At 60.4% G+C, this 25,528-nt stretch carries 28 protein-coding genes; 17 read left to right on the top strand and 11 right to left on the bottom strand.

All coding sequences use genetic code 11. From position 1 onward, the window contains the following. The first annotated feature begins 152 nt into the window (after positions 1-152). Positions 153-1,583 (top strand): mannose-1-phosphate guanylyltransferase/mannose-6-phosphate isomerase, encoded by a 1,431-nt coding sequence (locus AC5YUO_RS16495; protein ID WP_496155983.1) that lies wholly within the window; start codon positions 153-155, stop codon positions 1,581-1,583. Positions 1,584-1,667: 84 nt separating this feature from the next. Here AC5YUO_RS16495 and AC5YUO_RS16490 read toward each other — a convergent pair whose 3' ends face one another. Continuing rightward, the gene (locus tag AC5YUO_RS16490) at positions 1,668-2,390 is read right to left on the bottom strand and encodes a CPBP family intramembrane glutamic endopeptidase (RefSeq protein WP_496155982.1); all 723 of its coding nucleotides are present in this window, start codon (positions 2,388-2,390) and stop codon (positions 1,668-1,670) included. Positions 2,391-2,641: 251 nt separating this feature from the next. Between AC5YUO_RS16490 and AC5YUO_RS16485 the strand changes: the two genes are divergently transcribed. The 6 genes from AC5YUO_RS16485 (at position 2,642) to AC5YUO_RS16460 (ending at position 8,926) form a co-directional block, all read left to right on the top strand. Beyond that, positions 2,642-3,874, top strand: a complete 1,233-nt coding sequence (locus AC5YUO_RS16485) for an ABC transporter substrate-binding protein (RefSeq protein ID WP_496155981.1) — start codon at positions 2,642-2,644, stop codon at positions 3,872-3,874. Positions 3,875-4,017: 143 nt separating this feature from the next. Then, complete coding sequence (locus AC5YUO_RS16480) at positions 4,018-4,920, top strand: carbohydrate ABC transporter permease (RefSeq protein ID WP_077985009.1); 903 nt, start codon at positions 4,018-4,020, stop codon at positions 4,918-4,920. Continuing rightward, on the top strand, positions 4,913-5,854 hold the full coding sequence (locus AC5YUO_RS16475; protein WP_400812791.1) for a carbohydrate ABC transporter permease: 942 nt from the start codon (positions 4,913-4,915) through the stop codon (positions 5,852-5,854). Before AC5YUO_RS16480 ends, AC5YUO_RS16475 begins: the two co-directional genes overlap by 8 nt. 5 nt (positions 5,855-5,859) lie before the next feature. Then, positions 5,860-6,948 (top strand): ABC transporter ATP-binding protein, encoded by a 1,089-nt coding sequence (locus AC5YUO_RS16470; RefSeq protein WP_496155980.1) that lies wholly within the window; start codon positions 5,860-5,862, stop codon positions 6,946-6,948. A 56-nt stretch (positions 6,949-7,004) separates the two neighbouring features. Then, on the top strand, positions 7,005-7,769 hold the full coding sequence (locus AC5YUO_RS16465; RefSeq protein ID WP_496155979.1) for a sugar phosphate isomerase/epimerase family protein: 765 nt from the start codon (positions 7,005-7,007) through the stop codon (positions 7,767-7,769). Positions 7,770-7,792: 23 nt separating this feature from the next. Continuing rightward, complete coding sequence (locus AC5YUO_RS16460) at positions 7,793-8,926, top strand: Gfo/Idh/MocA family protein (protein ID WP_496155978.1); 1,134 nt, start codon at positions 7,793-7,795, stop codon at positions 8,924-8,926. A gap of 81 nt (positions 8,927-9,007) precedes the next feature. Here the strand turns inward: AC5YUO_RS16460 and AC5YUO_RS16455 are convergent, their stop codons facing one another. Together AC5YUO_RS16455 and AC5YUO_RS16450 are read right to left on the bottom strand one after the other, a co-directional pair. After that, a complete protein-coding gene (locus AC5YUO_RS16455; RefSeq protein ID WP_496155977.1) occupies positions 9,008-9,178 on the bottom strand; it encodes a hypothetical protein in 171 nt (56 codons plus the stop codon). Then, entirely contained in the window at positions 9,171-9,308 is a 138-nt protein-coding gene (locus tag AC5YUO_RS16450) for a hypothetical protein (RefSeq protein WP_269342821.1), read from the bottom strand. Before AC5YUO_RS16450 ends, AC5YUO_RS16455 begins: the two co-directional genes overlap by 8 nt. Positions 9,309-9,533: 225 nt before the next feature. Here AC5YUO_RS16450 and queC point away from each other — a divergent pair, with 225 nt between their 5' ends. Genes queC through queE form a run of 3 tightly spaced genes read left to right on the top strand, consistent with a single transcriptional unit; the run spans position 9,534 to position 11,352 of the window. Continuing rightward, positions 9,534-10,244, top strand: a complete 711-nt coding sequence (queC, locus tag AC5YUO_RS16445) for a 7-cyano-7-deazaguanine synthase QueC (protein ID WP_496155976.1) — start codon at positions 9,534-9,536, stop codon at positions 10,242-10,244. Continuing rightward, positions 10,244-10,600, top strand: a complete 357-nt coding sequence (gene queD / locus AC5YUO_RS16440; protein ID WP_020811477.1) for a 6-carboxytetrahydropterin synthase QueD — start codon at positions 10,244-10,246, stop codon at positions 10,598-10,600. The genes queC and queD overlap by 1 nt, the downstream gene beginning before the upstream one ends. Then, a complete protein-coding gene (queE, locus tag AC5YUO_RS16435; protein ID WP_496155975.1) occupies positions 10,597-11,352 on the top strand; it encodes a 7-carboxy-7-deazaguanine synthase QueE in 756 nt (251 codons plus the stop codon). Before queD ends, queE begins: the two co-directional genes overlap by 4 nt. 241 nt (positions 11,353-11,593) lie before the next feature. Here the strand turns inward: queE and AC5YUO_RS16430 are convergent, their stop codons facing one another. The 6 genes from AC5YUO_RS16430 to AC5YUO_RS16405 form a co-directional block, all read right to left on the bottom strand. Next, a complete protein-coding gene (locus AC5YUO_RS16430; RefSeq protein ID WP_496155974.1) occupies positions 11,594-12,643 on the bottom strand; it encodes a Gfo/Idh/MocA family protein in 1,050 nt (349 codons plus the stop codon). Between the two features lie 6 nt (positions 12,644-12,649). Continuing rightward, complete coding sequence (locus AC5YUO_RS16425; RefSeq protein ID WP_046801358.1) at positions 12,650-13,435, bottom strand: ThuA domain-containing protein; 786 nt, start codon at positions 13,433-13,435, stop codon at positions 12,650-12,652. A 57-nt stretch (positions 13,436-13,492) separates the two neighbouring features. After that, positions 13,493-14,521, bottom strand: a complete 1,029-nt coding sequence (locus AC5YUO_RS16420; protein WP_496155973.1) for an ABC transporter ATP-binding protein — start codon at positions 14,519-14,521, stop codon at positions 13,493-13,495. A gap of 10 nt (positions 14,522-14,531) precedes the next feature. Next, on the bottom strand, positions 14,532-15,365 hold the full coding sequence (locus AC5YUO_RS16415) for a carbohydrate ABC transporter permease (protein WP_003523786.1): 834 nt from the start codon (positions 15,363-15,365) through the stop codon (positions 14,532-14,534). Continuing rightward, positions 15,362-16,336 (bottom strand): carbohydrate ABC transporter permease, encoded by a 975-nt coding sequence (locus AC5YUO_RS16410; RefSeq protein WP_496155972.1) that lies wholly within the window; start codon positions 16,334-16,336, stop codon positions 15,362-15,364. The genes AC5YUO_RS16415 and AC5YUO_RS16410 overlap by 4 nt, the downstream gene beginning before the upstream one ends. 64 nt (positions 16,337-16,400) lie before the next feature. Further along, complete coding sequence (locus AC5YUO_RS16405) at positions 16,401-17,666, bottom strand: ABC transporter substrate-binding protein (RefSeq protein ID WP_496155971.1); 1,266 nt, start codon at positions 17,664-17,666, stop codon at positions 16,401-16,403. A gap of 267 nt (positions 17,667-17,933) precedes the next feature. Here AC5YUO_RS16405 and AC5YUO_RS16400 point away from each other — a divergent pair, with 267 nt between their 5' ends. The 3 genes from AC5YUO_RS16400 (at position 17,934) to AC5YUO_RS16390 (ending at position 19,739) form a co-directional block, all read left to right on the top strand. Then, positions 17,934-18,947: a substrate-binding domain-containing protein gene (locus AC5YUO_RS16400; protein WP_496155970.1), complete on the top strand. Its 1,014-nt coding sequence runs from the start codon at positions 17,934-17,936 to the stop codon at positions 18,945-18,947. A 173-nt stretch (positions 18,948-19,120) separates the two neighbouring features. Further along, a complete protein-coding gene (locus tag AC5YUO_RS16395) occupies positions 19,121-19,318 on the top strand; it encodes a hypothetical protein (protein WP_020011889.1) in 198 nt (65 codons plus the stop codon). Positions 19,319-19,544: 226 nt separating this feature from the next. Further along, entirely contained in the window at positions 19,545-19,739 is a 195-nt protein-coding gene (locus AC5YUO_RS16390) for a hypothetical protein (protein WP_400812779.1), read from the top strand. Here the strand turns inward: AC5YUO_RS16390 and AC5YUO_RS16385 are convergent. After that, positions 19,708-20,289 (bottom strand): DNA-3-methyladenine glycosylase, encoded by a 582-nt coding sequence (locus AC5YUO_RS16385; RefSeq protein WP_496155969.1) that lies wholly within the window; start codon positions 20,287-20,289, stop codon positions 19,708-19,710. The genes AC5YUO_RS16390 and AC5YUO_RS16385 overlap by 32 nt on opposite strands. Before the next feature lie 97 nt (positions 20,290-20,386). Between AC5YUO_RS16385 and AC5YUO_RS16380 the strand changes: the two genes are divergently transcribed. From AC5YUO_RS16380 to AC5YUO_RS16365, 4 genes are all read left to right on the top strand, one after another. Then, positions 20,387-20,770 carry a hypothetical protein gene (locus AC5YUO_RS16380; RefSeq protein WP_400812777.1) on the top strand — a complete coding sequence of 128 codons (384 nt, stop codon included), beginning with the start codon at positions 20,387-20,389 and terminating at the stop codon, positions 20,768-20,770. Next, positions 20,770-21,552, top strand: a complete 783-nt coding sequence (locus AC5YUO_RS16375; protein ID WP_496156510.1) for an SDR family oxidoreductase — start codon at positions 20,770-20,772, stop codon at positions 21,550-21,552. Before AC5YUO_RS16380 ends, AC5YUO_RS16375 begins: the two co-directional genes overlap by 1 nt. 174 nt (positions 21,553-21,726) lie before the next feature. After that, positions 21,727-22,782 (top strand): L,D-transpeptidase family protein, encoded by a 1,056-nt coding sequence (locus tag AC5YUO_RS16370; RefSeq protein ID WP_496155968.1) that lies wholly within the window; start codon positions 21,727-21,729, stop codon positions 22,780-22,782. Between the two features lie 19 nt (positions 22,783-22,801). Continuing rightward, the gene (locus AC5YUO_RS16365; RefSeq protein WP_496155967.1) at positions 22,802-23,587 is read left to right on the top strand and encodes a L,D-transpeptidase; all 786 of its coding nucleotides are present in this window, start codon (positions 22,802-22,804) and stop codon (positions 23,585-23,587) included. 94 nt (positions 23,588-23,681) lie between these two features. Here the strand turns inward: AC5YUO_RS16365 and AC5YUO_RS16360 are convergent, their stop codons facing one another. Beyond that, positions 23,682-25,502: a methyl-accepting chemotaxis protein gene (locus AC5YUO_RS16360; protein WP_496155966.1), complete on the bottom strand. Its 1,821-nt coding sequence runs from the start codon at positions 25,500-25,502 to the stop codon at positions 23,682-23,684. Positions 25,503-25,528: the final 26 nt, after the last annotated feature.

The following is a 25,528-nucleotide window of genomic DNA, read 5'->3' as shown; positions in this document are numbered from 1 at the left end:
CCGTCGGCAAATACCTCCGCCGTTCACCAAGCTTTCACAAGGCGAATTTATGAGCTTGCGCTTATCCGCTCGTGAACCGATGATGGCGGTATTTCGAAATATGTATATTGTCCGGCGCGCCGGGAAATTTTTAGAGTTGGAAAGGTTTTGTTGTGAAGGAACACTCTCGAAAGATCACGCCGGTTCTTCTGGCCGGCGGCGCTGGCTCCAGGCTGTGGCCCGTATCGCGCGATCAGTTGCCCAAGCAGTTCCAGCCGCTGGTCGGCAATCTTTCGACCTACCAGCAGACGCTGCAGCGGGTGGGCGACAAGGGCCTTTATGCCGAGCCGCTTGTCATCACCAACGAGGATTTCCGTTTCTTCGCCCGCCGCCAGGCCGAAGAAATCGACCTGCCGGCAACCGTGGTGCTGGAACCCGCCCGCCGCGACAGCGCCGCCGCCATGGCCGCCGCCGCCGTGCTGGCCGAGCGCCGCGAGCCCGGCTGCCTGGTGCTGGCGCTTGCCGCCGACCATGTGGTGCTCGATGCCGACAAGTTCTCCGACGCCGTGAAGCTCGGTGCGAAAGCCGCCGATCAGGGCAATATCGTCGTCTTCGGCCTGGTGCCGACCGAACCGCGCACCTCCTATGGTTATATCAAGCCGGGTGATGCGATCGACGGCGAAAAAGACTTGAGCACCGTCGATGCCTTCGTGGAAAAGCCCGATGTGAAGACGGCGATCTCCTATCTGGAAAAGGGTTATCTCTGGAATTCCGGCAACTTCCTGTTCCGCTCCGATGTGATGATCGCCGAACTGAAGGCTTTCGCCCCGGAGATTCTTTCGGCGGTGACGCAGGCGGTCGAGCAATATGAAAGCGACCTCGGTTTCGTGCGCCTGCATCAGGCAAGCTTCGAGGCCTCGCCGAAAAACTCCATCGACTATGCGGTGATCGAGAAAACCAAACGCATGGCGGTGGTGCATGGCCACTTCCGCTGGTCGGACATTGGCAGCTGGGACGCGATTTGGGAGATTGCCGACAAGCACGACAACGACAATGCGCTGGAAGGCGATGGCGTCTTCATCGATTCCGAGGGCTGCCTGATCCATTCCACGCAATTGCTGACGACGGTGGTGGGCGCGAAGGACCTGGTTGTCGTGGCCACCAAGGATGCGGTTCTGGTGGTGCCGAAAAACCGGGTGCAGGATGTGAAGGGGCTGGTTGAAAAGCTGAAAGCTGGCGACCACGCGCCGCAGACGCAGAGCCACAAGCGGGTCTATCAGCCCTGGGGTTTCATCGAGCACATGTATGTGGACAAGCGTTACCGGGTGGGCCACATCACGGTCGATCCCGGCCACCGCATCTCGTTCCAGAAACATTATCACCGCTCGGAACACTGGATCGTCGTCAAGGGCACGGCGACGGTGACGATTGGCGAGGAGACCCGGCTGCTGACGGAGAACCAGTCGGTCTATATTCCGATCGGCCAGCCGCACCGGCTTGCCAATGAGGGGCAGATCCCGCTCGAACTGGTCGAAATCCAGACCGGAGCCTATATCGGCGAGGATGATGTGATCCGCATCGAGGATGACTATAAACGGCAATAACCTCGCTGGCCGCAACCTCGCTGGCCGCATTGAAGCCGCATGATCGAAGGCGAGCCGGACATTGTTCGTCTCGCCTTTTCCCGTTCACGATGCCAGTGCGTTCACGCAATGGGCAAAGGCGTGGGAAAACATTGCAGCCTCCAGTCCCCGGCGCCAGAACAGCCATCCGAACAACAGGCCAGGTATGAAATTGGTGAGCAGGATTGCGGCGATCAGCGCCGGCTGCGGCTGGGCGACGATGGCGAACAGAAGCGGCAGATGACCGGCGGAGAAGAGGGCAGCTGCCATGATGATCGAGGCCCACAAAATCGAAGGGCGGACGTCTCCCTTGCCCGTCAGGCGCCAGAGCGTCCATGCGAAAAATGACATCAGGCCCCATCGCGTCAGCAGTTCTTCGGTAATCCCGCCATAGAGGATGCGGGTTGCCAGCGGCACGGGAAAAGCGCTCATGCCTGCCATCGTCGCGGTATCTGCCACTGATGGCAGGATAATCCGTGCGTAGGCGATCATCAGTATGCCTACAGCAAGCCCCATGAGCAGCGCGGCCGGCACCTGTCTTTGCAGCACGGCGCGGTGGTTGTCTCCCCGCAGCAGCGCATCGATCAGCGGCGCGCCAAGCCCAACCTTTGCCGCAAGAGCCTGACCGACCGCAACGGCAGCCGCGGTCAGTATCGTCGGTTGCACAAGTATCAGCGCTTGCATCGTGTGCGAAAGCTGCTCTCCCGGCGCAAGCTGCGCGAAACTTGCCAGCCACAGTGAGGCGACGCCCGTCAGGCCGATGATCAAAAGAATGTGCCAGTTTTTCATTTTCGGTTTTGCCCATTTATCCGCACGCCCGATCTCGATGCGAGACACGGCCTCGGCCTGAGACTTTAAAGAGCCAGCATTGCCAGTATGTTACGCGGTGGGATGAGGATTTTTACGCCGCCGGTTCGCGCGGTTTCTCGCTCTGTAAAAGCCCCGCAACGACCCGGAATAGATTCGTATTTTAGGCGGTTGCCTAATAAAGAATGTTCGCATAGGTTCCTACTGCAACGTTTCAGTGAGGGAGGAGACTCATGCGAATGCGTGTTATTTCTGCGGCCTTTTTGGCCAGTGTCATGATTCCGGCGGGTATGGCCGGGGCCACCGATCTTGAGGTGACCCATTGGTGGACATCGGGCGGCGAAGCCGCCGCCGTCGCCGAACTGGCCAAGGCTTTCGACGCGACAGGCAATAAATGGGTGGATGGCGCCATTGCCGGTTCCGGCGGCACGGCCCGGCCGATCATGATCAGCCGCATCACCGGCGGCGACCCGATGGGCGCCACCCAGTTCAATCATGGCCGGCAGGCGGAAGAGCTGGTGCAGGCGGGCCTGATGCGCGACCTGTCCGACGTTGCCGCAAAGGGCAACTGGAAAGAGGTCATCAAGCCGGCAAGCCTGCTCGACAGCTGCACCATCGACGGCAAGATCTATTGCGCGCCGGTCAATATTCATTCCTGGCAATGGCTCTGGCTTTCCAACGCTGCCTTCAAGACGGCGGGCGTCGAGGTTCCGAAGAACTGGACGGAATTTGTCGCGGCCGCACCGGCGCTGAAAAAGGCCGGCATCCAGCCGCTCGCGCTGGGCGGTCAGGCATGGCAGGCGAACGGCCTGTTCGATACGCTGACGCTTTCGATCGGCGGCAAGGACCTCTATCAGAAGGTCTATGGCGACAAGGATGCCGAAGCGGCGGCCGGTCCCGACATGGCCAAGATTTTCGCGGCGGCCGTGGAGGCGCGCGACATGGCCAAGGGCACCAATGTTCAGGACTGGAACCAGGCCACCAACATGGTGATTACAGGCAAGGCCGGCGGCCAGATCATGGGCGACTGGGCGCAGGGTGAATTCCAGCTGGCCAACCAGAAGGCCGGCACGGATTATTCCTGCCTTCCCGGTCTCGGTCTCAATGAATATCTGACCACTGGCGGCGATGCTTTCTATTTCCCCGTTCTGAAGGACGAGGCGAAAACCGAGGCGCAGGACGTGCTTGCCGCAACCATCGTCGATCCGAAAACCCAGGTCGCCTTCAACCTGAAGAAGGGCTCGCTGCCGATCCGCGGCGACGTGGACCTCAATGCGGCCAATGACTGCATGAAGAAGGGGCTGGCAATTCTGGCCAAGGGCAATGCACTGACCAGCACCGACCAGCTGATTTCTGCCGATACGCAGAAACAGAAGGAAGACCTGATGGCGGAATTTTTCGCGGGCTCGATGTCGGCGGAAGATGGGCAGAAGCGCTTCGCGGATATTATCGGTTCGGCTGACTGATTGTGATCTCTCCGGACCGGGGAGTGGTTCGCCGCTCCCCGATCCAACGTCCGGTCCGTGCGATAATGACCGGCACGGACCAGGTTTCATGCGGCAAGGTTTTTCACTTGGCTGCGAACTGTAACGTTACAGGAGGAGGTTCCATGGCAGGACAAGCGCGCTCGGGGCGCCCCAACCAGCTCTTTCGCAATCTCAATTCCAAGATTGCCTCCATTCCGATGATCTTGACCGCCATGGTGATCTTCCTCGGCGGGACGATCTGGACGGTGGTTTATTCCTTTACCAATTCCAAGCTTCTGCCGCGGGCGAGCTTCATCGGTTTCGATCAATATGAGCGGCTGTGGGCAGCACCACGCTGGATCGTTTCGATCCAGAATCTGGCGATCTATGGCATCCTGTCGCTGATCTTCAGCCTCGTCATCGGCTTTGTGCTGGCGGCGCTGATGGACCAGAAAATCCGGTTCGAAAACACCTTCCGCACCATTTTCCTTTATCCCTTCGCTTTGTCCTTCATCGTCACCGGTCTTGTCTGGCAATGGCTGCTCAATCCGGAATTCGGCATCCAGTCCGTGGTCCGCTCGATGGGTTGGGAAAGTTTCACCTTCGATCCGCTCTATAATTCCCAGATCGTCATCTACGGCATCCTGATTGCAGCGCTCTGGCAGGGCACCGGGCTCGTCATGTGCCTGATGCTGGCCGGTCTTCGCGGTATCGATGAGGATATCTGGAAGGCGGCGCGCGTCGACGGCATTCCGATGTGGAAGACCTATATTCTCATCATCATTCCCATGATGCGGCCGGTCTTCATCACCACGCTGGTCATCATCGCCAGCGGCATCGTCAAGGTTTACGATCTGGTGGTGGCGCAGACCAGCGGCGGGCCGGGCATCGCCTCCGAAGTGCCGGCGAAATATGTCTATGACTACATGTTTCAGGCGCAAAATCTGGGGCAGGGCTTCGCCGCCTCCACCATGATGCTTCTCACCGTCGCTATCATCGTCATTCCGTGGGCCTACCTCGAATTCGGAGGCAAGAAGCGTGGCTAATATCAGCACATTGAACACGGTTGTTGCCGCCACCGATGCGGTTTCCAGGGAGCTTTCCGGCCCGCGCGGCAGGAAGCCGAGGAAAACCTTTTCCCGCCGCAACATCATTCTCTATGGCACGCTGTTCGTGGCTGCCGCTTATTACCTGCTGCCGCTTTACGTGATGGTGGTTACCTCGCTGAAGGGCATGCCGGAAATCCGGCTCGGCAACATCTTCGCGCCGCCGGTGGAGATCACCTTCGAGCCATGGGTGAAAGCCTGGGCGAACGCCTGCACCGGCTTGAACTGCGACGGGCTTTCGCGCGGTTTCTGGAACTCGGTGCGAATCCTCGTGCCTTCCGTCGCCATTTCCATCATCGTCGCTTCCGTCAGCGGCTATGCCATGGCCAACTGGAAATTCAAGGGATCGGAGCTGTTCTTCTCGATCCTCATCATCGGTGCCTTCATTCCCTATCAGGTGATGATCTATCCGATTGTCATCGTGCTGCGCGAACTTGGCATTTATGGCACGCTGACCGGTCTCGTCATCGTTCACACCATCTTCGGCATGCCGATCCTGACGCTGCTGTTCCGCAATTATTTCGCCTCGCTGCCGGAGGAACTCTTCAAGGCGGCGCGCATTGATGGCGCCAATTTCTGGCAGATCTATTTCCGCATCATGCTGCCCATGTCGCTGCCGATCTTCGTCGTGGCGATGATCCTGCAGGTGACCGGCATCTGGAACGACTTCCTGTTCGGCGTGGTGTTCACGCGGCCGGAATATTACCCGATGACGGTGCAGCTCAATAATATCGTCAACTCCGTGCAGGGCGTGAAGGAATACAACGTCAACATGGCCGCCACCCTTCTGACCGGGGCGGTGCCGCTGATCGTCTATTTCGTTTCCGGCAGGCTATTCGTGCGCGGCATTGCCGCAGGCGCAGTAAAAGGTTGAGCTATATGAACAAAAGCGTTTCCATCCGCGATCTTTCCCTGTCCTTCGGTGCCGTCACCGTGCTGAAAGACCTCAATCTCGATATTTACGACGGCGAATTCCTCGTCCTGCTCGGCTCTTCCGGTTGCGGCAAGTCGACCCTTCTCAACTGCATTGCCGGCCTTCTGGAACCGACCGACGGGCAGATATTCATCAAGGACCGCAACGTCACCTGGGAGGAGCCGAAAGACCGCGGCATCGGCATGGTGTTCCAGTCCTATGCGCTTTATCCGCAGATGACGGTGGAGAAGAACCTGTCCTTCGGCCTTCAGGTCGCCAAGGTGCCGAAAGATGAAATCGATCGGCGCGTCAAAAGAGCGGCGGGCATATTGCAGATCGAGCCGCTGCTGAAGCGCAAGCCGGCCGAGCTTTCCGGTGGCCAGCGCCAGCGTGTGGCCATCGGCCGGGCTCTGGTCCGGGATGTGGATGTGTTCCTGTTCGATGAACCGCTTTCCAACCTCGACGCCAAGCTGCGCTCGGAACTGCGTGTGGAAATCAAGCGGCTGCACCAGTCGTTGAAGAACACCATGATCTATGTGACGCATGACCAGATCGAGGCGCTGACGCTGGCGGACCGCATCGCCATCATGAAAAGCGGTGTCATCCAGCAGCTGGCCGATCCTGTCACCATCTATAACAAACCGCGCAACCTCTTTGTCGCCGGCTTCATCGGTTCGCCGTCGATGAATTTCCTGCGTGGCGAGCTGATCGAAAAGGACGGTAAGGTCGTCTTCACCACCAATGGCGTGACTTTTGCGCTCGATGGTTATCACGCGGAAACGCCGCTTGCCGCCGGCCGTGCCGTGGTACTCGGCGTGCGCCCCGAACATGTCCGTGTCGATGCCGATATTGCCGGCGGGGAAGTGCATGAGGCCGTTGTCGATATCGAGGAGCCGATGGGCGCCGATAATCTGATCTGGCTGAAACATGCCGGGCATACCATGTCCGTGCGTGTCGGTGGCCACAGGCGGTTTTCGCCGGGCACGAAGGTCCGCCTCGGTCTCGACATGGCCATGGCGTCGCTGTTCGACGCGCAAAGCGAGGAACGGCTTTAGGCGTCCCACTTATCCCCCAACACAATCCCAAGACCCACATCTCTATGGAGGAGACAATGACAGAACTCGGTTTTCAGCTTTACAGCGCCCGCAATTTTCAGCCTTTTTCCAATATTCTGAAGAAGCTCTCGGCGGCGGGTTACAAACAGGTCGAAGGTTATGGCGCCATGTATGCCTCGCTGGATGATGCCGGTTTGAAGGGCCTGCGCGCCGAACTCGATGCCAACGGCCTTTCCATGCCGACCGGTCATTTCGGCCTCGACCTTCTTGAAGGTGACCCGAAAAAGGCGTTGAATATTGCGAGTGTTCTGGGCGTGGAGGCGATCTATTGCCCCTACCTGATGCCTGACCAGCGCCCGACGGATGCCGCAGGCTGGTTCGCCTTCGGCAAACGTCTGCAGGAAGCCGGCAAGCCTTTCGTGGATGCCGGGCTGGTCTTCGGCTGGCACAATCACGATTTCGAGTTCAAGGCGCTCGCCGATGGTTCCACCCCGCAGGAGCAGATTCTGGCCGGCGGACCGGACCTGAAATGGGAAGCGGATATCGCCTGGATTATCAGGGGCAATGCCGATCCGCTCGCCTGGATCGAAAGCTACGGCCAGCGCATCACCGCCGTGCATGTGAAGGACATCGCACCGTCGGGCGAGAATGCGGATGAAGACGGCTGGGCCGATGTCGGCCATGGCACGGTGGACTGGAAGGGCCTCGTCGCGGCGCTGAAGGCGAAATCCGCCACGAAACATTTCGTGGTCGAGCACGACAACCCGAAGGATATCGACCGGCTGATCACCCGTTCCATCGCATCGTTCAAAACCTACTAAGTTTCACATTTCGGAGTTTCATCATGGCCAGGGATCTTGGCGTCGGCATCATCGGATGCGGCAATATCTCGTCTGCGTATTTCTCGCTGGCACCGCTCTTCAAGGGCATCAAGGTGCTGGCCTGCGCCGACCTCAACCGCAACGCGGCGGAACTGAGGGCGGAAGAATTCGGTGTTGTCGCGCAGTCCATCGAGGAACTGCTTGCCAACAAGGACATTGACGTGGTGGTGAACCTCACCATCCCCGCCGCGCATTTTCCGGTGTCGAAAGCGGCCCTTGAGGCGGGAAAGCACGTCTATTCGGAAAAACCACTCGTCCTGTCGCTGGAAGAGGGCGAGGAGTTGCGGCGCATCGCCCGCGAGAAGAAGCTCTCCGTCGGCTGCGCGCCGGATACGTTCCTCGGCGGGGCGCATCAGCTCGCCCGGCAATATATCGATGACGGCAAGGTCGGGCGCATCACCTCAGGCACCTGCCATGTCATGAGCCCCGGCATGGAAATGTGGCACCCCAATCCGGGCTTCTTCTTCCTGAAGGGCGGCGGGCCGATCCTCGATCTCGGCCCCTATTATATCGCCAACCTCATCAATCTCCTCGGCCCGGTCAAACGCGTCGGTGCGCTGACCTCGATGGCGAACCCCACCCGCACGGTGACCAGCCAGCCGCTGAATGGCGAGATCATTCCCGTTGAAACGCCGACCAATATCCACGCCCTGCTGGAATTCGTGAACGGCGCGACGATCACGCTTTCGGCCAGCTGGGATGTGTGGTCGCATCGCCACGCCAATATGGAACTCTACGGCACGGAAGGCTCGATCTACGTGCCGGACCCGAACTTCTTCGGCGGTGTGGTGGAAGCGAGCGGACGCGACAAGAATATCCAGCCGCTGGAGGACTGGGCGCATCCCTTCGGCATAGCCAATCAGGAAAGCCCGAACGGTCCGCGCGCCAATTACCGCACGGCGGGTCTTGCCGATATGGCGATTGCGCTTCTGGAAGGCCGTGATGCCCGCTGCTCGCTGGACCGCTCGCTGCACGGCATCGACGTGATGACCTCGATCCTGAAGTCCGGCGAGGAAGGCCGTTTCATCGAGATGAGAACGACCTGCACCCAGCCGGCCGCACTCGGCATCGAGGAGGCGCAGGCGCTGCTGCGCTGAGCAAAAGGCCCGGCGCACTGCCAGTTCGCCGGGCCTTTCCGCTCAGCCGGCTACGGCGAGCGTCGCGGGTTCATGGAACCTTCAAATTCCAATAAAAAGGCCGAGCCAGCGCGCCACGGTTCTGATCATCCAGATCAGGAAAACGAACGGGGCTATGCCGACCGCCGCGACAAGCGCCGCCGAGGCGACGAAGAGCGCGGTGGTGAGATTGCGCCTGAACCGGTGGCGTTTTGTGTCGAGGGCCTTATCCATGGCGAAGGGCGGCAACCAGCCCACGAATGGTGAGCGTGACGTAAAGCATGCCCGCCATCGCCATCAGCAGGCCGGCGCCAAGAGAGCTGAGGTTGCTCAGCGAAAACAGGAATGTATCAGCCGCCACCATTGGCAAGACCCTTCAAGAACAGCAAATTCCGCATCGTTCTAGATCGTGCCGGTTTCCCGCTTATGTCCCGTTTGTTTCGTCTTGTTGCTGTGACAGGGCATTTTCGTGATGGCGCGGCTTGGCTGCATATGCGCAAGGCCCTTCACAAGCCCGCCGCTTTGGTTTAAAGCCGCTCCCTGTAAATCCGGTCGCAGCCCACCCGGTCAAAACAAGGGATCCCAAATTATGAAAACCATCGTCATCTGCTCCGGCGGATTGGACTCCGTTTCGCTTGCGCATAAAATAGCGGCGGAACATGAACTTCTCGCTCTCGTCTCCTTCGATTATGGCCAGCGCCACAGGAAGGAGTTGGAATACGCCGCCGATTGCGCCAAACGGCTCGGCGTGCCGCATCATGTCATCGACATCAGAACCATCGGCGCACATCTGACCGGTTCGGCGCTCACCGACGACGTTGAGGTGCCGGACGGACATTATGCGGAAGAGACCATGCGCTCCACCGTGGTGCCGAACCGCAACGCCATCATGCTCACCATCGCCTTCGGGCTGGCCGCCGCGCAGCAGGCGGATGCCGTGGCGATTGCCGTGCATGGCGGCGATCATTTCATCTACCCCGATTGCCGGCCGGGTTTCATCGACAGCTTCAACGCCATGCAGGCGCATGCTCTTGAGGGCTACGCCGACGTCAAGCTCTTTGCGCCCTATGTCACCGTTTCCAAGGCGGCGATTGTGACCGATGGCGTGAAATACGGCACGCCGTTTGGCGAAACATGGTCCTGTTACAAGGGCGGCTTGCGCCACTGCGGCCGCTGCGGCACCTGCGTGGAGCGGCGCGAGGCCTTTCATCTGGCCGGCGTCACCGATCCGACCGACTATGAAGACCCGGATTTCTGGGTGGCGGCCACCCATGCCTATGCGGCGCAGGAGGTGCGCTGATGTTCCGCATCACCAAGGAATTTCACTTTTCCGCCTCGCACCAGTTGAAAAGCCTGCCGTCGGATCACCAGTGCAACCGCCTGCACGGGCATAATTACATTGTCGAGATAGAGCTCGCGGGCGAAGCACTGAACGAGCACGGTTTCGTGCGCGACTATCACGAGCTTGCGCCGCTGAAGCGTTATATCGACGATCATTTCGACCATCGCCACCTGAACGACGTTCTCGGCCATGACCGGGTGACGGCGGAATGCCTGGCGAAGCATTTTTATGACTGGTGCAAGGATCGCCTGCCGGAAACCAGCGCCGTGCGGGTCAGCGAAACCGCCAAGACCTGGGCGGAATACCGGCCATGACGGCGGCTGCACACAAGATTGCAGTGAAGGAATCCACGATCCGCATCAGCGAAATCTTCGGCCCGACCATTCAGGGTGAGGGTTTGCTGATCGGTCTGCCGACCGTTTTCGTGCGTACCGGCGGCTGCGATTACCGCTGCTCCTGGTGCGATACGCTGCATGCGGTCGATAGCGACTACCGCGACACGTGGAAACCGCTGTCGGTCGAGGCGATCTGGCAGGAGGTACGGCAGCTTTCCGGTGGTGTGCCGCTGACGGTGTCACTTTCAGGCGGCAATCCGGCTATCCAGCCGCTCGCGGCTCTGATCGCCAGGGGACAGGACGAGGGGTATCGCTTCGCGCTGGAAACGCAGGGCAGCATCGCGAAAGACTGGTTTGCCGATCTCGACCATCTGGTTCTGAGCCCCAAGCCGCCATCAAGCGGCATGGAAACGGACTGGCGGGCTTTCGAGGACTGTCTTGCCGCCGCCGGCGAGGGGCCGCAGGTGGCGCTAAAGATCGTGGTGTTCGACGATGCGGATTATGCCTATGCCAAGGCGGCATCCGCGCGCTTCCCGCATCTGCCCGTCTATCTCCAGCCCGGCAACCACACCCCGCCGCCGCCCGATGATGACGATGCGCGTGTGGATATCGATGGGGTGATGGACCGGATGTTGTGGCTGGTGGACAAGGTCAGCGAAGACCGCTGGTTTTCTGCCCGCGTGCTGCCGCAGCTGCATGTGCTGTTGTGGGGGAACAAGCGTGGGGTGTAGGCTGCGCGGGACTGAAATTCCACGCCGCAGTGTGCATCCTCAAGAAGCGCATGATGAATTGAGCGATTGAGTACGGCATATTTCTTCTCCCCGGCGGGGAGAAGTCCGCGGCAGCGGGATGAGGGGGCGAGCTCCCCGAAATCCGGCAATGGTGCCCCCTCATCCGACCCTTCGGGCCACCTTCTCCCCCCGGGGAGAAGAAACATGCGGCAACGTTTTGCCGCATGTTGTTTTTTTCACATCAAGCCGAAACGGCCAGCTCGCGCCTCTCCCGATCCGCGATGATCGACAGATCGAGCACCTTCTGCAGATTGGCCGCGTGGCGGAAGTCCGGATCGGCAACGCCGCCTTCCATCACCACCTTGGCGAATTTTTCGTAATTCGTCGGCACCGGGTCGACATCGATCGTCTTCCAGATCGCCTTCTCCACATCCTCGCCGATGCAGGCACGCAGGCTGGAATAGTCGGGCGTGTGGATGACTTCCAGCGCACCCTTGTCGCCATGGATGCGTAGACGCAGTTCGTTCAAGTGCCCCGTCGCCCAGCGGCTGGCATGGATGACGCCCATGGCGCCGTTTTCCAGTTCGGCGGTCATGGTGAAGCTGTCATTGGCGTCGAGGTCGTAGACGCCAATTTTATTGCCTTCATATTTGTCGAAGGTCTTCAGCCGCGTGAAGATGCGCTCCACATCGCTGCCCGCGCCATAGGAGGCGAAGTCGAGAATGTGGATGCCGACATCGCCCAGCACGCCGTTCGAGCCATGCTTGGTGGAAAGCCGCCACAGCCACTTGCTCTCCGTCATCCAGTCGCCCCAGGCCTTGGAAACCAGCCAGCTCTGGAGATAGGAGGCTTCCAGATGCCGCACCTTGCCGATCTTGCCTGCCAGCACCATCTCGCGCGCCGCCTGCAAGGGGGCGACGTTGCGATAGGTGAGGTTGACCATGGCGACGAGGCCGGCTTTTTCGGCGGCATCGGCCATTTCGGCGGCCTTGGCGTAGTTTTCCGCCAGCGGCTTTTCGCAGAAGACATGCTTGCCGGCCGCCAGCAGTTTCAGACTGGTGGGGTGGTGGATGGCGTCCGGCGTGACATTCGCCGCCGCGTCGAATTCACCCCAGGCAATGGCGTCATCCAGCGAGGTGAAGGAGAGCGGGATGTTGTGGCGGAGCGCAAAGCCGCGCACCACCACATCGTCCACATCCACCGCCGCGACCAGTTCGACGCCGGGGATTTGCGAGAAATAGGTGGCATGGTTGTTGGCCATGCCGCCGGTTCCGAGAATGAGAAGTCTCATGGCTTTTTACCTGTAACCTGCTTCGCCTGCCTTGTGCAGCTTGGGGCCGCGTTCTTCGATCGGCTCCAGCGCCTTGTCGACGGGAACATTGGGGGCATCGTGAATGCTCTTCAGTGCGCCAACCGGATTATAGGCCCATTTCACCGAGTTGCTGATGACCTTCTGGACATTGGCATCGTGATAGGTGGGATAGGTCTCGTGGCCGGGGCGGAAATAGAAGATATTGCCAGCGCCGCGACGCCAGGTGAGGCCGGAACGGAAGACTTCGCCGCCCTGGAACCAGGAGATGAACACGGTTTCCAGCGGCTCCGGCACGGAGAACTGCTCGCCGTACATTTCTTCGTTTTCCAGCTCGAAATGCTCAGGCAGGCCGGCGGCAATCGGGTGGCGCGGATTGATGGTCCACAGACGCTCGCGTTCGCCCGCCTCACGCCATTTCAGCGCGCAGGGCGTGCCCATCAGCCGCTTGAACGGCTTGGAGAAGTGGCCGGAATGCAGGACGATGAGGCCCATGCCTTCCCAGACGCGTTTGGCAACACGCTCGACGATCTCGTCCTGCACCGCGCCATGGTCCTTGTGACCCCACCAGACCAGCACATCAGTCTTGTCGAGGCGCTCCTGCGACAGGCCATGTTCCGGCTCCTGCAGCGTGGCGGTGGTGGCATTGATCTCGGGGTTCTGGTTCAGCGCGTCGGCGATGGTGTTGTGCATGCCGTTTGGATAGATCGAACGCACCGTCTCATTGATGTGTTCGTGAATATTTTCGCCCCATACAACGGTGTTGATGGTCATTTTCATGCTCCTCGGTGAAAGCCGGGACCTTGGGTGATCCCGGCGAAAGTGAAAAATTCAGGCAGCGCCCCGGGCGGGGTTACGGGCAAGCGCCCGGCCTTCGGCATCAAAACGATGGATCTGCGTCGCATCCGCCACGAGGGCGATACGCTCGCCCGCCTTGCGGTCGGTCACGCCTTCTTCGCGAACGACGACGGGTTCACCGGCGCCGATCTCGACATAGATGTAGCTGTCCGACCCGAGCATTTCCGAATGCACGATCTCGCCGCTCCAGCCGCTGCCGTCCGTGGTGATGGTGATGTGCTCCGGGCGGATGCCAATGGTTTTTGCGCCTTCCGTCTCGGCATATTTGCCTGACAGGAAGTTCATCTTCGGCGAGCCGATGAAGCCGGCGACGAAGGTGTTGACAGGGCTTTCGTAAAGCTCCAGCGGTGTGCCGATCTGCTCGACCCGGCCGTCACGCAGCACGCAGATGCGGTCGGCGAGTGTCATTGCCTCCACCTGGTCGTGGGTGACGTAGATCATCGTCGTGTCATGCATCGAGCGGTGCAGCTTGGCGATTTCCAGACGCGTGGCAACGCGCAACGCCGCATCGAGGTTGGAAAGCGGCTCGTCGAACAGGAATACCTTGGGATCGCGCACGATGGCGCGACCGATGGCGACACGCTGGCGCTGGCCGCCGGAAAGCTGCTTTGGCAGACGCTCCAGATAGGGCGTGAGCTGCAGCATTTCGGCTGCCGCTTCGACGCGCTTCCTGCGCTGTTCCTTGTCCGCGCCTGAGAGTTTCATGCCGAAGGCCATGTTCTCGAACACGGTCATGTGCGGATAAAGCGCATAGGACTGGAAGACCATGGCGACGCCGCGCCTGGCGGGCGGCAGGCGGTTTACTGTCTCGCTGTCGAAGGAAAGCGTGCCGCCGGAAATTTCCTCCAGCCCGCAGATGAGGCGCAGAAGCGTGGACTTGCCGCAGCCGGAAGGGCCGACGAAGACCATGAACTCGCCGGAGCGGATGTCCATGTCGATGCCCTTGATGACATCGAAGGCGCCGAAGGATTTGCGAAGATCGCGCAGTTGAATGGTGGTCATGATGTTTCTCCTAGCCTTTGACGCCGCCGGCGGTGAGGCCGGAGATGATGCGTCGCTGGAAGATCAGAACGAGGACGACGAGCGGGGCGGTGACGATGACGGAGGCCGCCATGATCGTTCCCCAGGGTATTTCGAACTGCGAGCCGCCCGACAGAAGCGCGATGGCGACAGGCACCGTGCGCTGCTCGTTCGATGAGGTGAAGGTGAGCGCGAAGAGGAACTCGTTCCACGCCGCGATGAAGGCGAGAAGCCCTGTGGTGACGAGCGCCGGCCACATCAGCGGCATGAACACCTGGGTGATGATGACCCACGGCGTCGCGCCATCGACGATGGCCGCTTCCTCGATCTCGATCGGCAGGTCGCGCATGAAGGTTGTCAGCACCCAGACCGTGAAGGGCAGGGTGAAGATCATGTAGGAAAAGATCAGCGCCAGCGGCGTGTTGAAGATGCCCGCCCAGCGGATCAGTTCGAACAGGCCGGCGAGCACGGCGATCTGCGGGAACATCGAAACCGACAGGATGGTGAGCAGCAGCAGCGCGCGGCCACGGAAGCGGACGCGGGCGAGAGCATAGGACGCCGTTACCGCAAGGAACAGCGAGAGTATGACGACGGACGATGCAACAAACAGCGAATTGCCGAGATTGCGCAGGAATGTGCCGTTGCCGATGACGAAGCTGTAATTGGTCAGCGAGAAGTCACGCGGCCAATAATTGACCTGGAACAGCGCCGAGCCGGATTTCAGGCTCGTCAGGATCGCGTAATAAAACGGGAATACCGAAATCACCATGATGATGGCGACAAGCGCATAGAAGGCGGTGGTTTTCAGGATGCTTGGCAGGGTCATCGCGCGGCTCCATCGGTGTTGACGCGCCCGAGCCACATGTAGATGACCGTGATCGAGGCGATGATGAGGAACAGCATGGTGGAGGCGGCGGCGCCATAGGAGAACTTGTCGAAATCGAACAGGTTCTCACGCGCCAGAACCGACATGGTGCGGGTCTGGGCATTATTCGGCGTCAGGATGTAGATGAGGTCGAAGACGCGCATCGCATCCAGCATGCGGAAGATGACGGCGACCATGAGCGCGGGTCGGATCATCGGCAGGGTGACGCGGAAGAACACCTTGACCGGATGAATGCCATCCACCTTGGCCGCCTCATACATGTCCTTCGGCACCATTTGCAGTCCGGCAAGGATGAGCAGCGCCATGAAGGGCGTCGTCTTCCAGATGTCGACGATCAAGACGGCGATCATCGCGGTTTCGGGATTGGCGGTCCAGGCGATCTTGTTGGAGATCAGCCCGAGATTGAGGAACAGGTCGTTCAGGATGCCGAACTGGTCGTTCAGCATCCACGCCCACATCTGCGCCGAAACGATGGTGGGAATGGCCCACGGCACGAGGATCGCGGCACGCACGAGGCCGCGTCCCCTAAATTCGGCATTCAGCACCAGCGCGACGATGAGGCCGAGTACCGTTTCGAGGCTGACGGAGACGACGGTGAATTTCAGCGTATTGAGAACCGCGCCCCACCATGCGGGATCGGCAAGCAGGCCGCGATAGATGGTGCGGCCGCTGCTGAGCGTGATCCAGGTGAGGTAGTTCTTGAGGCCGACGAACTGCGCACCCTCGAGATTGGTGAGCGAAGCGTCGGTGAGGCTGAACCAGACGGTGCGCACCAGCGGCCAGCCGGCCACCAGCGCCAGCACCAGAAATGTGGGGGCAAGAAACAGCCAGGCGGATTTCAGACGTTCCGACTGCAGATCGGAGCCGGTGCCGGCTGCCGCGACCGGTCTTTGAAGGGCGATGTCGTTCATGGGGATATCTCGCGGTTGGGGCGCGGGAAACGATCAGACTAGACCATCTCCCGCGCGGGCCGGATTACCAGCCGTTGCCTTTGAGATCGGTCAGTTCAACCTCGAGAAGTTCGAGATTTTCCGCCGCCGTGCCGTTGCCGGAGAGCGTGTTGTGCACGGCGCCCCAGAACTTGGCCGAAACCTCGTTATATTTCACCTTGGCCGAGGCGGAAGGACGCGGAACGGCGGTCTGGAAGATCGGCTTCCATGTAGGCATGAAGGGCTGTGCTTCGGCGACATCCTTGTCATCGTAAAGCGAAGCGATCGTCGGCATGTTGGAAAGCTGGATTGCGCGCAGCTTCTGTGTGTCCTTCGATGCCAGGAATTTCACGAGCTGAATGGCGGCTTCCTGGTCGTCGGAATATTTCGAAACGGCAAGGTTCCAGCCGCCAAGTGTGGAAGCAGGGGCTGCACCCTCTTCGCCTGCCGGCAGCGGGGTGACGCCGAATTTGCCCTTGATGGCGCTGTCATCACCGTTGCCAAGCGCATAGGCATAGGGCCAGTTGCGCATGAAGACGGAATTGCCGGTCTGCCAGACGCCGCGCGCTTCCTCTTCCTTGTAGGCGAGCACGCCCTGCGGTGCGATGGTGCCGACCCAGCCCTTGGCGGTTTCGATGGCGGCTGCGGCCTTTTCATTGTTGACGGAGATGTCGCCGTTGGTCTCGACAATATGGCCGCCGCCGGCGGATGCGATCCATTCCAGAGCGTTGCAGGTCAGGCCCTCATAGGCGCTGCCCTGGAAAACGAAGCCCCAGAGATCCTTCTGGCCGGCCTCACGCTCCTTGTCCTGAATTTCCTTGGCGGTCTCGCTCAGTTCCTTCCAGGTTTTCGGCGGCTGCTTGCCGTATTTTTCCAGGAGATCCTTGCGGTAGAACAGTGCCGGCGCGTCGGTGAACATCGGCATGGCGACGAGCTTGCCGTCAACCGTCTGCGAAGCGACGATGGAGGGGAAATGATCGCCGATGACATCCTTGGTCGCTGCGGTCAGATCCACGAACTGGTCTGCCAGCTGCGGCGCCCAGATCACGTCAGTCTGGTAGACGTCGACATCCTTGTTGCCGGCGGCAAGCCACAGCCGGTACTGGCTGAACTGTTCGCTTGATGATGACGGCATGGTGACGAGATTGACCTTGTGACCGGTCTCTTTCTCGAAAGCGGCGATCCGTTCGCGGAAGAACGCGACGTTCTTTCCGGTCGAATTGGCGGCGATAGAAAGTTCGGCCGCCTGAGCCGAAATGGCGGCGGAAAACACGGTTCCGCACAGGAACAAAGTCTTCATGGAAATATTCATTGTCAAACTCCTCCGTTGACGCTTCCGATTATCCTCAAAATTGAAAGCGCTTTTGACTGGCATGAGGCTCTCAAAAGCCGAACGATCTGTCAATACTCTTTCTAATCCCCCGGAAATCGGCTGTTTTCGCCTGCAATTTTTCGGCGTTTGCTATTCCTATTGATCAACTGTAAGGTTTCAGGTGGAGGAAAATTGAAATCGTTTTCAATTTTGTCGGCTTGAAAAATCCGCGGCGGCGACGCATGCAGGGGCAAATTGGCAAAAAACATGAAGCTCAAGGAATTTGCAGAAAAGGTCGGGCTCTCGCCCACCACCGTCAGCCGGGCGCTGGGCGGCTACCCCGAGGTGCGCGAGGAAACGCGCCGGCGGGTGATGGAGGCTGCGCTGAAATATGGCTATCGGCCGAATGCCAACGCCGTCAGGCTGGCAACCGGCAGGGCCGGTGCCATCGGCGTTGTCATGGGCCGTTCGGGCGGCGGGCATTTCTTTTCGGAATTCATGGGTGGCATGGCGACCCGGCTGGAGCGCGAAGAGACCGACATTCTCGTCAGCGTCACCGTCGACAATAATCTCGACGAGGAGCTGGCGATTTTCAGCCGGCTGGCGGCGAGCGGCCGGGTGGATGGCATCATCGTGCATTCGCCGCGCCCCGAAGATGAGCGCATCGCGCTGCTCAACCGGCTGGGCGTGCCTTTCATCGTGCATGGCCGCTCAAAGACGCCCTTCGAACATGCGTGGCTCGATATCGACAATCACGATGTGACCTATCGCCCGACGATCCATTTTCTCGAGCGGGGGCACAGGCGCATCGCCCTCATCAACGGTCCCGTCGGCCGCACCTTCGTGCAGGATCGTGAACAGGGTTTTCGCGATGCGCTGGCGACCCACGGCATTACGCCCGATCCGCGTTTCATGATGAGTGAGCACTTCAGCGAGGAGGCGGCCTTTCGCTTTGCCCGCTCGCTTCTGGAGCAGACGCCGCGCCCGACCGCCTTTGTGGCGGGCGCAATGATGACGGCGCAGGGCGTCTATCGCGCCGCCACGCAGATGGGGCTGACGATCGGCAAGGATGTCTCCGTCATCGCCCATGACGACGTGTTTCCCTATCTCACGCCGGAAAGCATGATGCCGCCGCTTTCCACCACCCGCTCGTCCATGCGCATGGCGGGTATGCGGGTCACGGACCTGCTTTTGCAGATCGTCGGCGGCCGTCCTGTCCGTGAGGTTCAGGAATTGTGGCCGGTGGAACTGATCTTGCGGGAATCGGTCGGCCCAGCTTGAGCCTGGGGCCATAGCTCACTGATTCCACTCCATTTTGTGAACGTCAGTTGATGACGTTCGCCTTTCATCATCTATTCGTTAAGCCAGTCTCATGTATAATCGGAACAGTCACGGGCATATGGAACAGGCCCCGTGCCGGCGCGTTGAGGGGATGCGTCGAAGGAGGATGACGGATGTTTGAATTTTTAAAGCCGCAACAGCAGACTGTGATCGACGATGTCGAGGCGACCGGCACCTATGCCGATGCGCTTCTCAACGTTCCAAGCCCGGAACTCACCCGTTCGACCGCCCGCGAGCATGGTCATGAGGCCCATTCCCGCGATTATTGCGAAAATCGCGATATTTCCCGCAGCGCGCTCGGTTTCGCCTGAGCCGTCACAAAAACCTTCCTTAAAAACGGAACGGACAGGCCGTGCCCGCGTTTTCCCTGTACGACCCGCAGGGCGGCGCAATCGGACCGAAGGGACCTGACCGGCATTTGACCGATGGGCGAATTGGGTGTTGCGCCGCCTGATTGGCGACGGCGCAAACGCGCTGTCCCATGAAAAACGCAAGCTTGTGTCCATCGTGGCAAAGCGTGTTTATCAGGAGGCCGCGATGCCCGCCGTTCCCGTCGAACCCTATCCCGATCAGCCGATGCCCGTGCCGCCGCAGCCGGATATTCCGCCGGTGGAAGAACCGGAACCCGACCGCTTGCCGGACGAGGTGCCGACACCCAACCCGGATGAAAATGACGGGCCACCGAAAGTGCTCTCGTCTTTCACGCCTCTCCATTCTCGAATTTCTTGCTGACGAAAGCCGAGCCCTTCAGCCCGAAGCGCCATGGATATTCCGTCGCGCGGCTGATGCCTATTCGTCGGCCGATGGTGATGGCTGCGGCTTCTTTCGGCAGCCGCAGGAAAAACGGCGGTGCGTTCAACGGCGCGCCGTCCATCTCTCCCGTGATGGCCAGCGCCTGACAGAGCCTGCCCGGGCCTGAACAGAGAAGTTTCGGCTTGTCAGTTCCCCGGCGCAGTTTCATCATGTCTATACCGGTCAGGGGCTGGATGGCGCGTAAAAGCACGGCGGACCCCGGGGCGCAGACAAAGTTGGCGCACCAGTGAATGCCATAGGACCGGTAGACATAAAGACGGCCGGCCGGGCCGAACATTGCCCTGTTGCGCGGGGTCTGCCCGTTGAAACTGTGGGATGCCGGGTCGTCCGGATGATAGGCTTCGGTTTCCACGATGATACCGCCGGTGTTGCCGATGCGGAACTCCGCGCCAATGATGGCGCGGGCCACGTCCACCGCATCCCGCAGGAAGAAACTCTCCTGCATTTCCGGACCAAAGGCCTGATCCATCTGGAACCCTTCCGCTCTGCCGCCGTTGTGAATTCAGGTTCTAACCGTTTTCCAGCATCGGATTCGTACCGGTGCTTTCCAAGCCGGAGGGCATGTCATGCAACTTTCGACGACCTATGTAAAACGCAATAACGGGGTTATCTCCGTCGAGTTCGTCGGCAGCGACGGTGATCAGGTTTCGGTTCGCCTCGCCGACGGTCTCGAAGGGATCGACGATGCCGAGGCCATCAAGCGCGCGAGTGCCGTGATGGTGCAGCTGACCGCCTTCGGAACGCGCCATGGTGCGGATGCGCCTGCGCAATTTTCCGCTCTCGGAACGGCCCAGGACGAAGTCCCGCACGGGCAGGCGAGCGCCCGCACCGCGCGGGACCGCGAGATTCTGGAGGAAGAGCTGGAAGAGGGGCTGGAAGACAGCTTTCCGGCAAGTGACCCCGTCTCGGCGACGGTCACGTCCATAGCGTCCCGAAAAGGAGGGCACTGATAGTGGCTAATGGCAAAGTCGCTCTGGTAACCGGCGCAGGCTCCGGTATTGGGCGCGCCGCCGCCCTTCATCTGTCGGCGGAGGGTTTTTCGCTCGGCCTGTTGGGCCGCACCGAATCGGAATTGGACGATGTTGCCCGTGACATAGGCGCCGCATCCGGTTCTGCGAAGGTGCTTGTGGCCGATGTGGCGGATGAAGCGGCCATGCGTCACGCGGTCGCAGCGCTGGTTGAGGATTTCGGCCGACTTGATGTCGTGGTGGCCAATGCCGGCGTCAACGGCGTCTGGGCGCCCATCGATGAACTGAAGCCGTCTGAATGGGACGATACGATCCGCATCAACCTGCGCGGCACCTATCTCACCGTTCATGTGAGCCTGCCGCATCTGAAAGCGGCGGGCGGCGGATCCATCGTCATCATTTCGTCGATCAACGGCACCCGTACTTTCACGTCACCCGGCGCTACGGCCTATTCCGTGACGAAGGCCGGCCAACTCGCCATGGCGCAGCAACTGGCGCTGGAACTGGGGCGTCACCGTATCCGCGTCAATGCGGTGTGTCCCGGCGAAATCGAAACGGCAATCGATGAAAATACCGATATACGCGGGCGGGAGAAAACGGAGGTTCCCGTCCGTTTTCCGGCCGGCGACATTCCGGTGACCGGCGGCGTGGCGGGGACGAGTGGCGACGTCGCCGCGCTGATCGGTTTCCTGGCGTCGGATGCATCCCGCCACATTACCGGCACACCGGTTTGGATCGATGGCGGCCAGGGGCTGCTTCGATAAGCGTGGCCGCTACTTTCATTGCCCACCCATCACAGGCTTGTGTCCTTATGATTAACGAATGGGTAACGTCTGTTCACGAGACTTTGTCCATGGGCGAGGTTGCCGTGTTGTGGCCACCTTCGATAGTTAAGCGTCTGCCGGAACGGTGGGCAAATCAGGCGGGCAGAACGATCCATGGGCATGCAGGCATTGCTGGATTTCGCGGTTGCGGGGTTGCGGCAAAAGGTAAGGGCAGGGGCAAGAATGGCCGCGATCGTTGCGATCGGCGGCGGCCTCGCCGCGTGCACGTCCATGGGGCTCGATAGCGTCAAGAAGGACCCGCCGAAACTGTCGTCGAAGATGATGGCGCAGATGTCGGCCAAAAGCATGCGCCCGGAAAGCCCGGTTCTCGTTCGCATTTTCAAGCAGGAAAGCGAGCTTGAGGTCTGGAAGATCGACAAGACCGGAAATTACGCGCTGCTCAAGGCCTATCCCATGTGCCGCTGGTCCGGACAGCTCGGCCCCAAGATGAAGACGGGCGACCGGCAGGCGCCGGAAGGTTTTTATCATGTCTCTGCCGGCATGCTGAACCCGAACTCCCAATATTACGTCTCCTTTAATCTCGGTTATCCCAACCGGCTGGAATCGGCGCTCGGTTACACCGGCGAGGCGCTGATGGTGCATGGAGCCTGCTCCTCTTCCGGCTGCTACGCCATGACGGACGCCCAGGTGGGCGAGATTTACGCCATCGTTGCGCGTGCGCTTCAGGGCGGACAGGACCGCTTTCAGGTACAGGCCTATCCGTTTCGCATGACCGCAAGGAACATGGTGGCGCATCGGGACGATCCCAACATGCCGTTCTGGAAGACGCTGAAGGAAGGCTACGACTATTTCGAGGTGACGCGCCGGCAGCCCAAGGTTTCCGTGTGCGGTCGCCGTTATGTCTTCAACAGTGAATTTGCCGGAGGCGAACCTGCCGATCCGCTGGCGGCCTGCCCGCCGGCCATCAACCAGCAGGACCCGCTGGTGGCGTCGAAACTGGCTGAAGAGCAACAAAAACTTGCCGCTGCATTGAGCGATGGAACTTCGGTCCCCGTCAGCGCTTATGTCGATGGCGGCATGCATCCGAGCTTCCGGGCTATTTTGAAATCCAGCGGCGCCAAGGCCATGGCATCGCAGGTTTCCGGCACGAAGTACCCTATCAGCCGCCCAGAGGCGGCGCTGGCAGACCCCTTTGCCGGCGTGAGATGACGTAAATGAGGTTTTTCAATTGAACGAGACGACGACGACCCGGCGGGGTTTCCTGCTTGGAGCAGGCGGACTGGCGCTTGCCGGCCTTGCGGGCTGCAACACAACCGCGCGTGAGGCCGCCCGGCCCGCGGCGCCTGCCGAAGACCCGATGTATGCGCTGATGTACGGCCCCAAGCCGGACGAGCAGTTCCCGCTGCCGGAGATTCCCTACAAGCGGATTCCGCGCCAGTTCCTGCGGCAGATGGTGGCGAACCCGACCGGCGAGCGCCCCGGCGTCATCGTGGTCGATACCGCCAATCATTTCCTCTATCTGACCTATGAGGACAATCAGGCCATGCGCTATGGCGTCGGTCTCGGTCGTGCAGGTTTCGAATGGGCTGGCCGCGGCGTGATCCAGTACAAACGCCAATGGCCGCGCTGGACGCCGCCCGACGAAATGATCGCGCGCCAGCCGGAACTGGAACCCTATAGCAGCCGTAATGGCGGCATGGAGCCGGGCCTCAAGAATCCGCTCGGGGCGCGTGCGCTCTATATCTTCAAGGATGGCAAGGATACGATCTACCGACTGCACGGCTCGCCGGAATGGTGGACCATCGGCAAGTCGGTCTCGTCAGGCTGCGTGCGCCTGCTGAACCAGGATATCGTCGACCTCTATAATCGCGTGCCTGACGGTACGCCGATTGTGGTGACGGCGCTCGGCCCCGCGCAGCAGGGTGTGCCGATCGGCCAGGACGGTGTGCCCGTGGCGCAATATGGCAATGGCGTGATCGGCGACGGCCTGTCGCAACCGTCGCAGGCTTATTGATCGCTGGAGCTTCAACCACGGCGCAGGCGTGCCGTGGGTATGTGCCGGCTGAAGTCCTGCATGAGGACGAGATGTCCTCGTCTCTTCACAGCCATCAGGCCACCCTGCGCGGCTGTTCCTGACTTCCGGCTGTTTCCTTATCCAGGCGGAAACGCGAGACCAGCGCGCGCAGTTTTGCCGTTTCCGCGGCAAGCGTTGCCGAAGCGGTGGTGGATTGTTCCACCATGGCCGCATTCTGCTGGGTCGCGTGATCCATCGAGTTCACCGCCGCGTTGATTTCCGCCAGACCGGTTGATTGTTCAGTGGCCGATGTGGCGATGGCGTTCATATGGCGGTCGATTCCGGCGATGCGTTCGCCGATATCCTTCAGCGCGCTGCCGGTATCGAGAACCAGTTTCACACCGCTTTCCACTTCCACGGATGACTGGCGGATATGGTCGCGGATTTCGCTTGCGGCTTTTGCCGAGCGCTGGGCGAGATCGCGCACCTCCTGCGCAACCACGGCAAAGCCCTTGCCGCTTTCGCCGGCGCGTGCGGCCTCCACCCCGGCATTCAGCGCCAGAAGATTGGTCTGGAAGGCGATTTCGTCAATGACGCCGATGATGCCGGTGATCTGCCGCGACGAGGCCTCGATGCGGCGCATCGCTTCTTCGGCATGGCTCACCACCTCGACCGATTTCAGGGCGCTGTGATTGGCATCGGTGGCGGCGAGTCGCGCCTCGGCGGCGCGCTTGTTGGCATTCGAGACATTGACCGTAATCTCATCGAGTGCCGCCGCCGTCTGTTCGAGGGAGGCGGCCTGATTCTCCGTGCGGCGCGAAAGATCGCCGGCACCGGCTGCAATTTCCCGGCTGCTGCCGTCGATCGTGCCGATACCATTGGAAATGGCGAAGAGCGTTTCGGCCAGTTGCCGGACCGAGCTGTTGAAATCGTGACGCAGGGCCTCGAATTGCGGGGCGAAGGCGTCATTCAACTGGAACGCCAGATCGCCGGAGGCGAGCCGCTTGAGACCGGTTGCGAGGCCGGAAGTTGCGATGCGCAGTCTTTCGGACGCCTCCTCCTCGGCCTGCCGGCGGGCCGCTTCCTGATCGGCTTCCGCCTGCCGGCGGGCCGCTGCCGCCTGTTCCTCGAGCGCCCGGTTGGCGATGGCCGCCTGCCGGAAAATTTCGACAGCGCCGGACATGGAGCCGATTTCGTCCTTGCGGTTGATGCTGGGGGGCGATTGTGACGTATCGCCACCCGCCAGGGCCTCCATATTCCTTGCCAATTGCAGGATGGGACGGATGATCGATTTGCGGGTGAGAAGGAAAAGCCCGGCGGAGAAAAGTGCTGCGAGAACCAGAAGTCCGTTCAATATAAGATTGATCGCCGCCTTGGTCTTTTCGCTTTCGGCCGATGCGGCGTCCGAGAGCTCCTGAATCTGGTCACCTGCAGCTTCCATCGCTTTTTCAAGCGCGGAGAATTGTTGCATGAATTCCGGTATCAGCTTGATGGCCTCTTCGGGGCTGGAGCCGGCAAGTCCGACCACGGCGTTGGCGGCGTCCATATAGGCAAGAAGCGGCTTTTCGACGCCGTCTATGACGGATTTGACATTGGTGCCGGCCGACAGTGACTTGTTTGCTTCGATCATCTCGCGGAAACTGGCTTCGTGTTCGGCAAGATCGGCCTTAACCGCCTTGAGGTCGAGGTCCATTCTGGTATCGGCAGAAAGAATGGCGGCAAGGACGTCGGACCGCAATGCGTCATGCATCATGTCCGCCTGCATGTGGTTGCGAAGCACGTCGGCTGAAAGCGCCACATATTCGCTGTTGCGGTTAAGCGTCTCCGCTGCCCATATGCCGACACCGGCGGCGCTGCCGGTGATGGAAAAGATTGCAATGCTCGCCAATATTATCTTTTTCTGAATCGATGCCATTGGAACGTTCCCGCGCAATTGTTATA

Source organism: Agrobacterium sp. LEGMi-208b (genome assembly GCF_059511785.1).
This window is presented reverse-complemented; position numbering and strand designations above follow the sequence as displayed.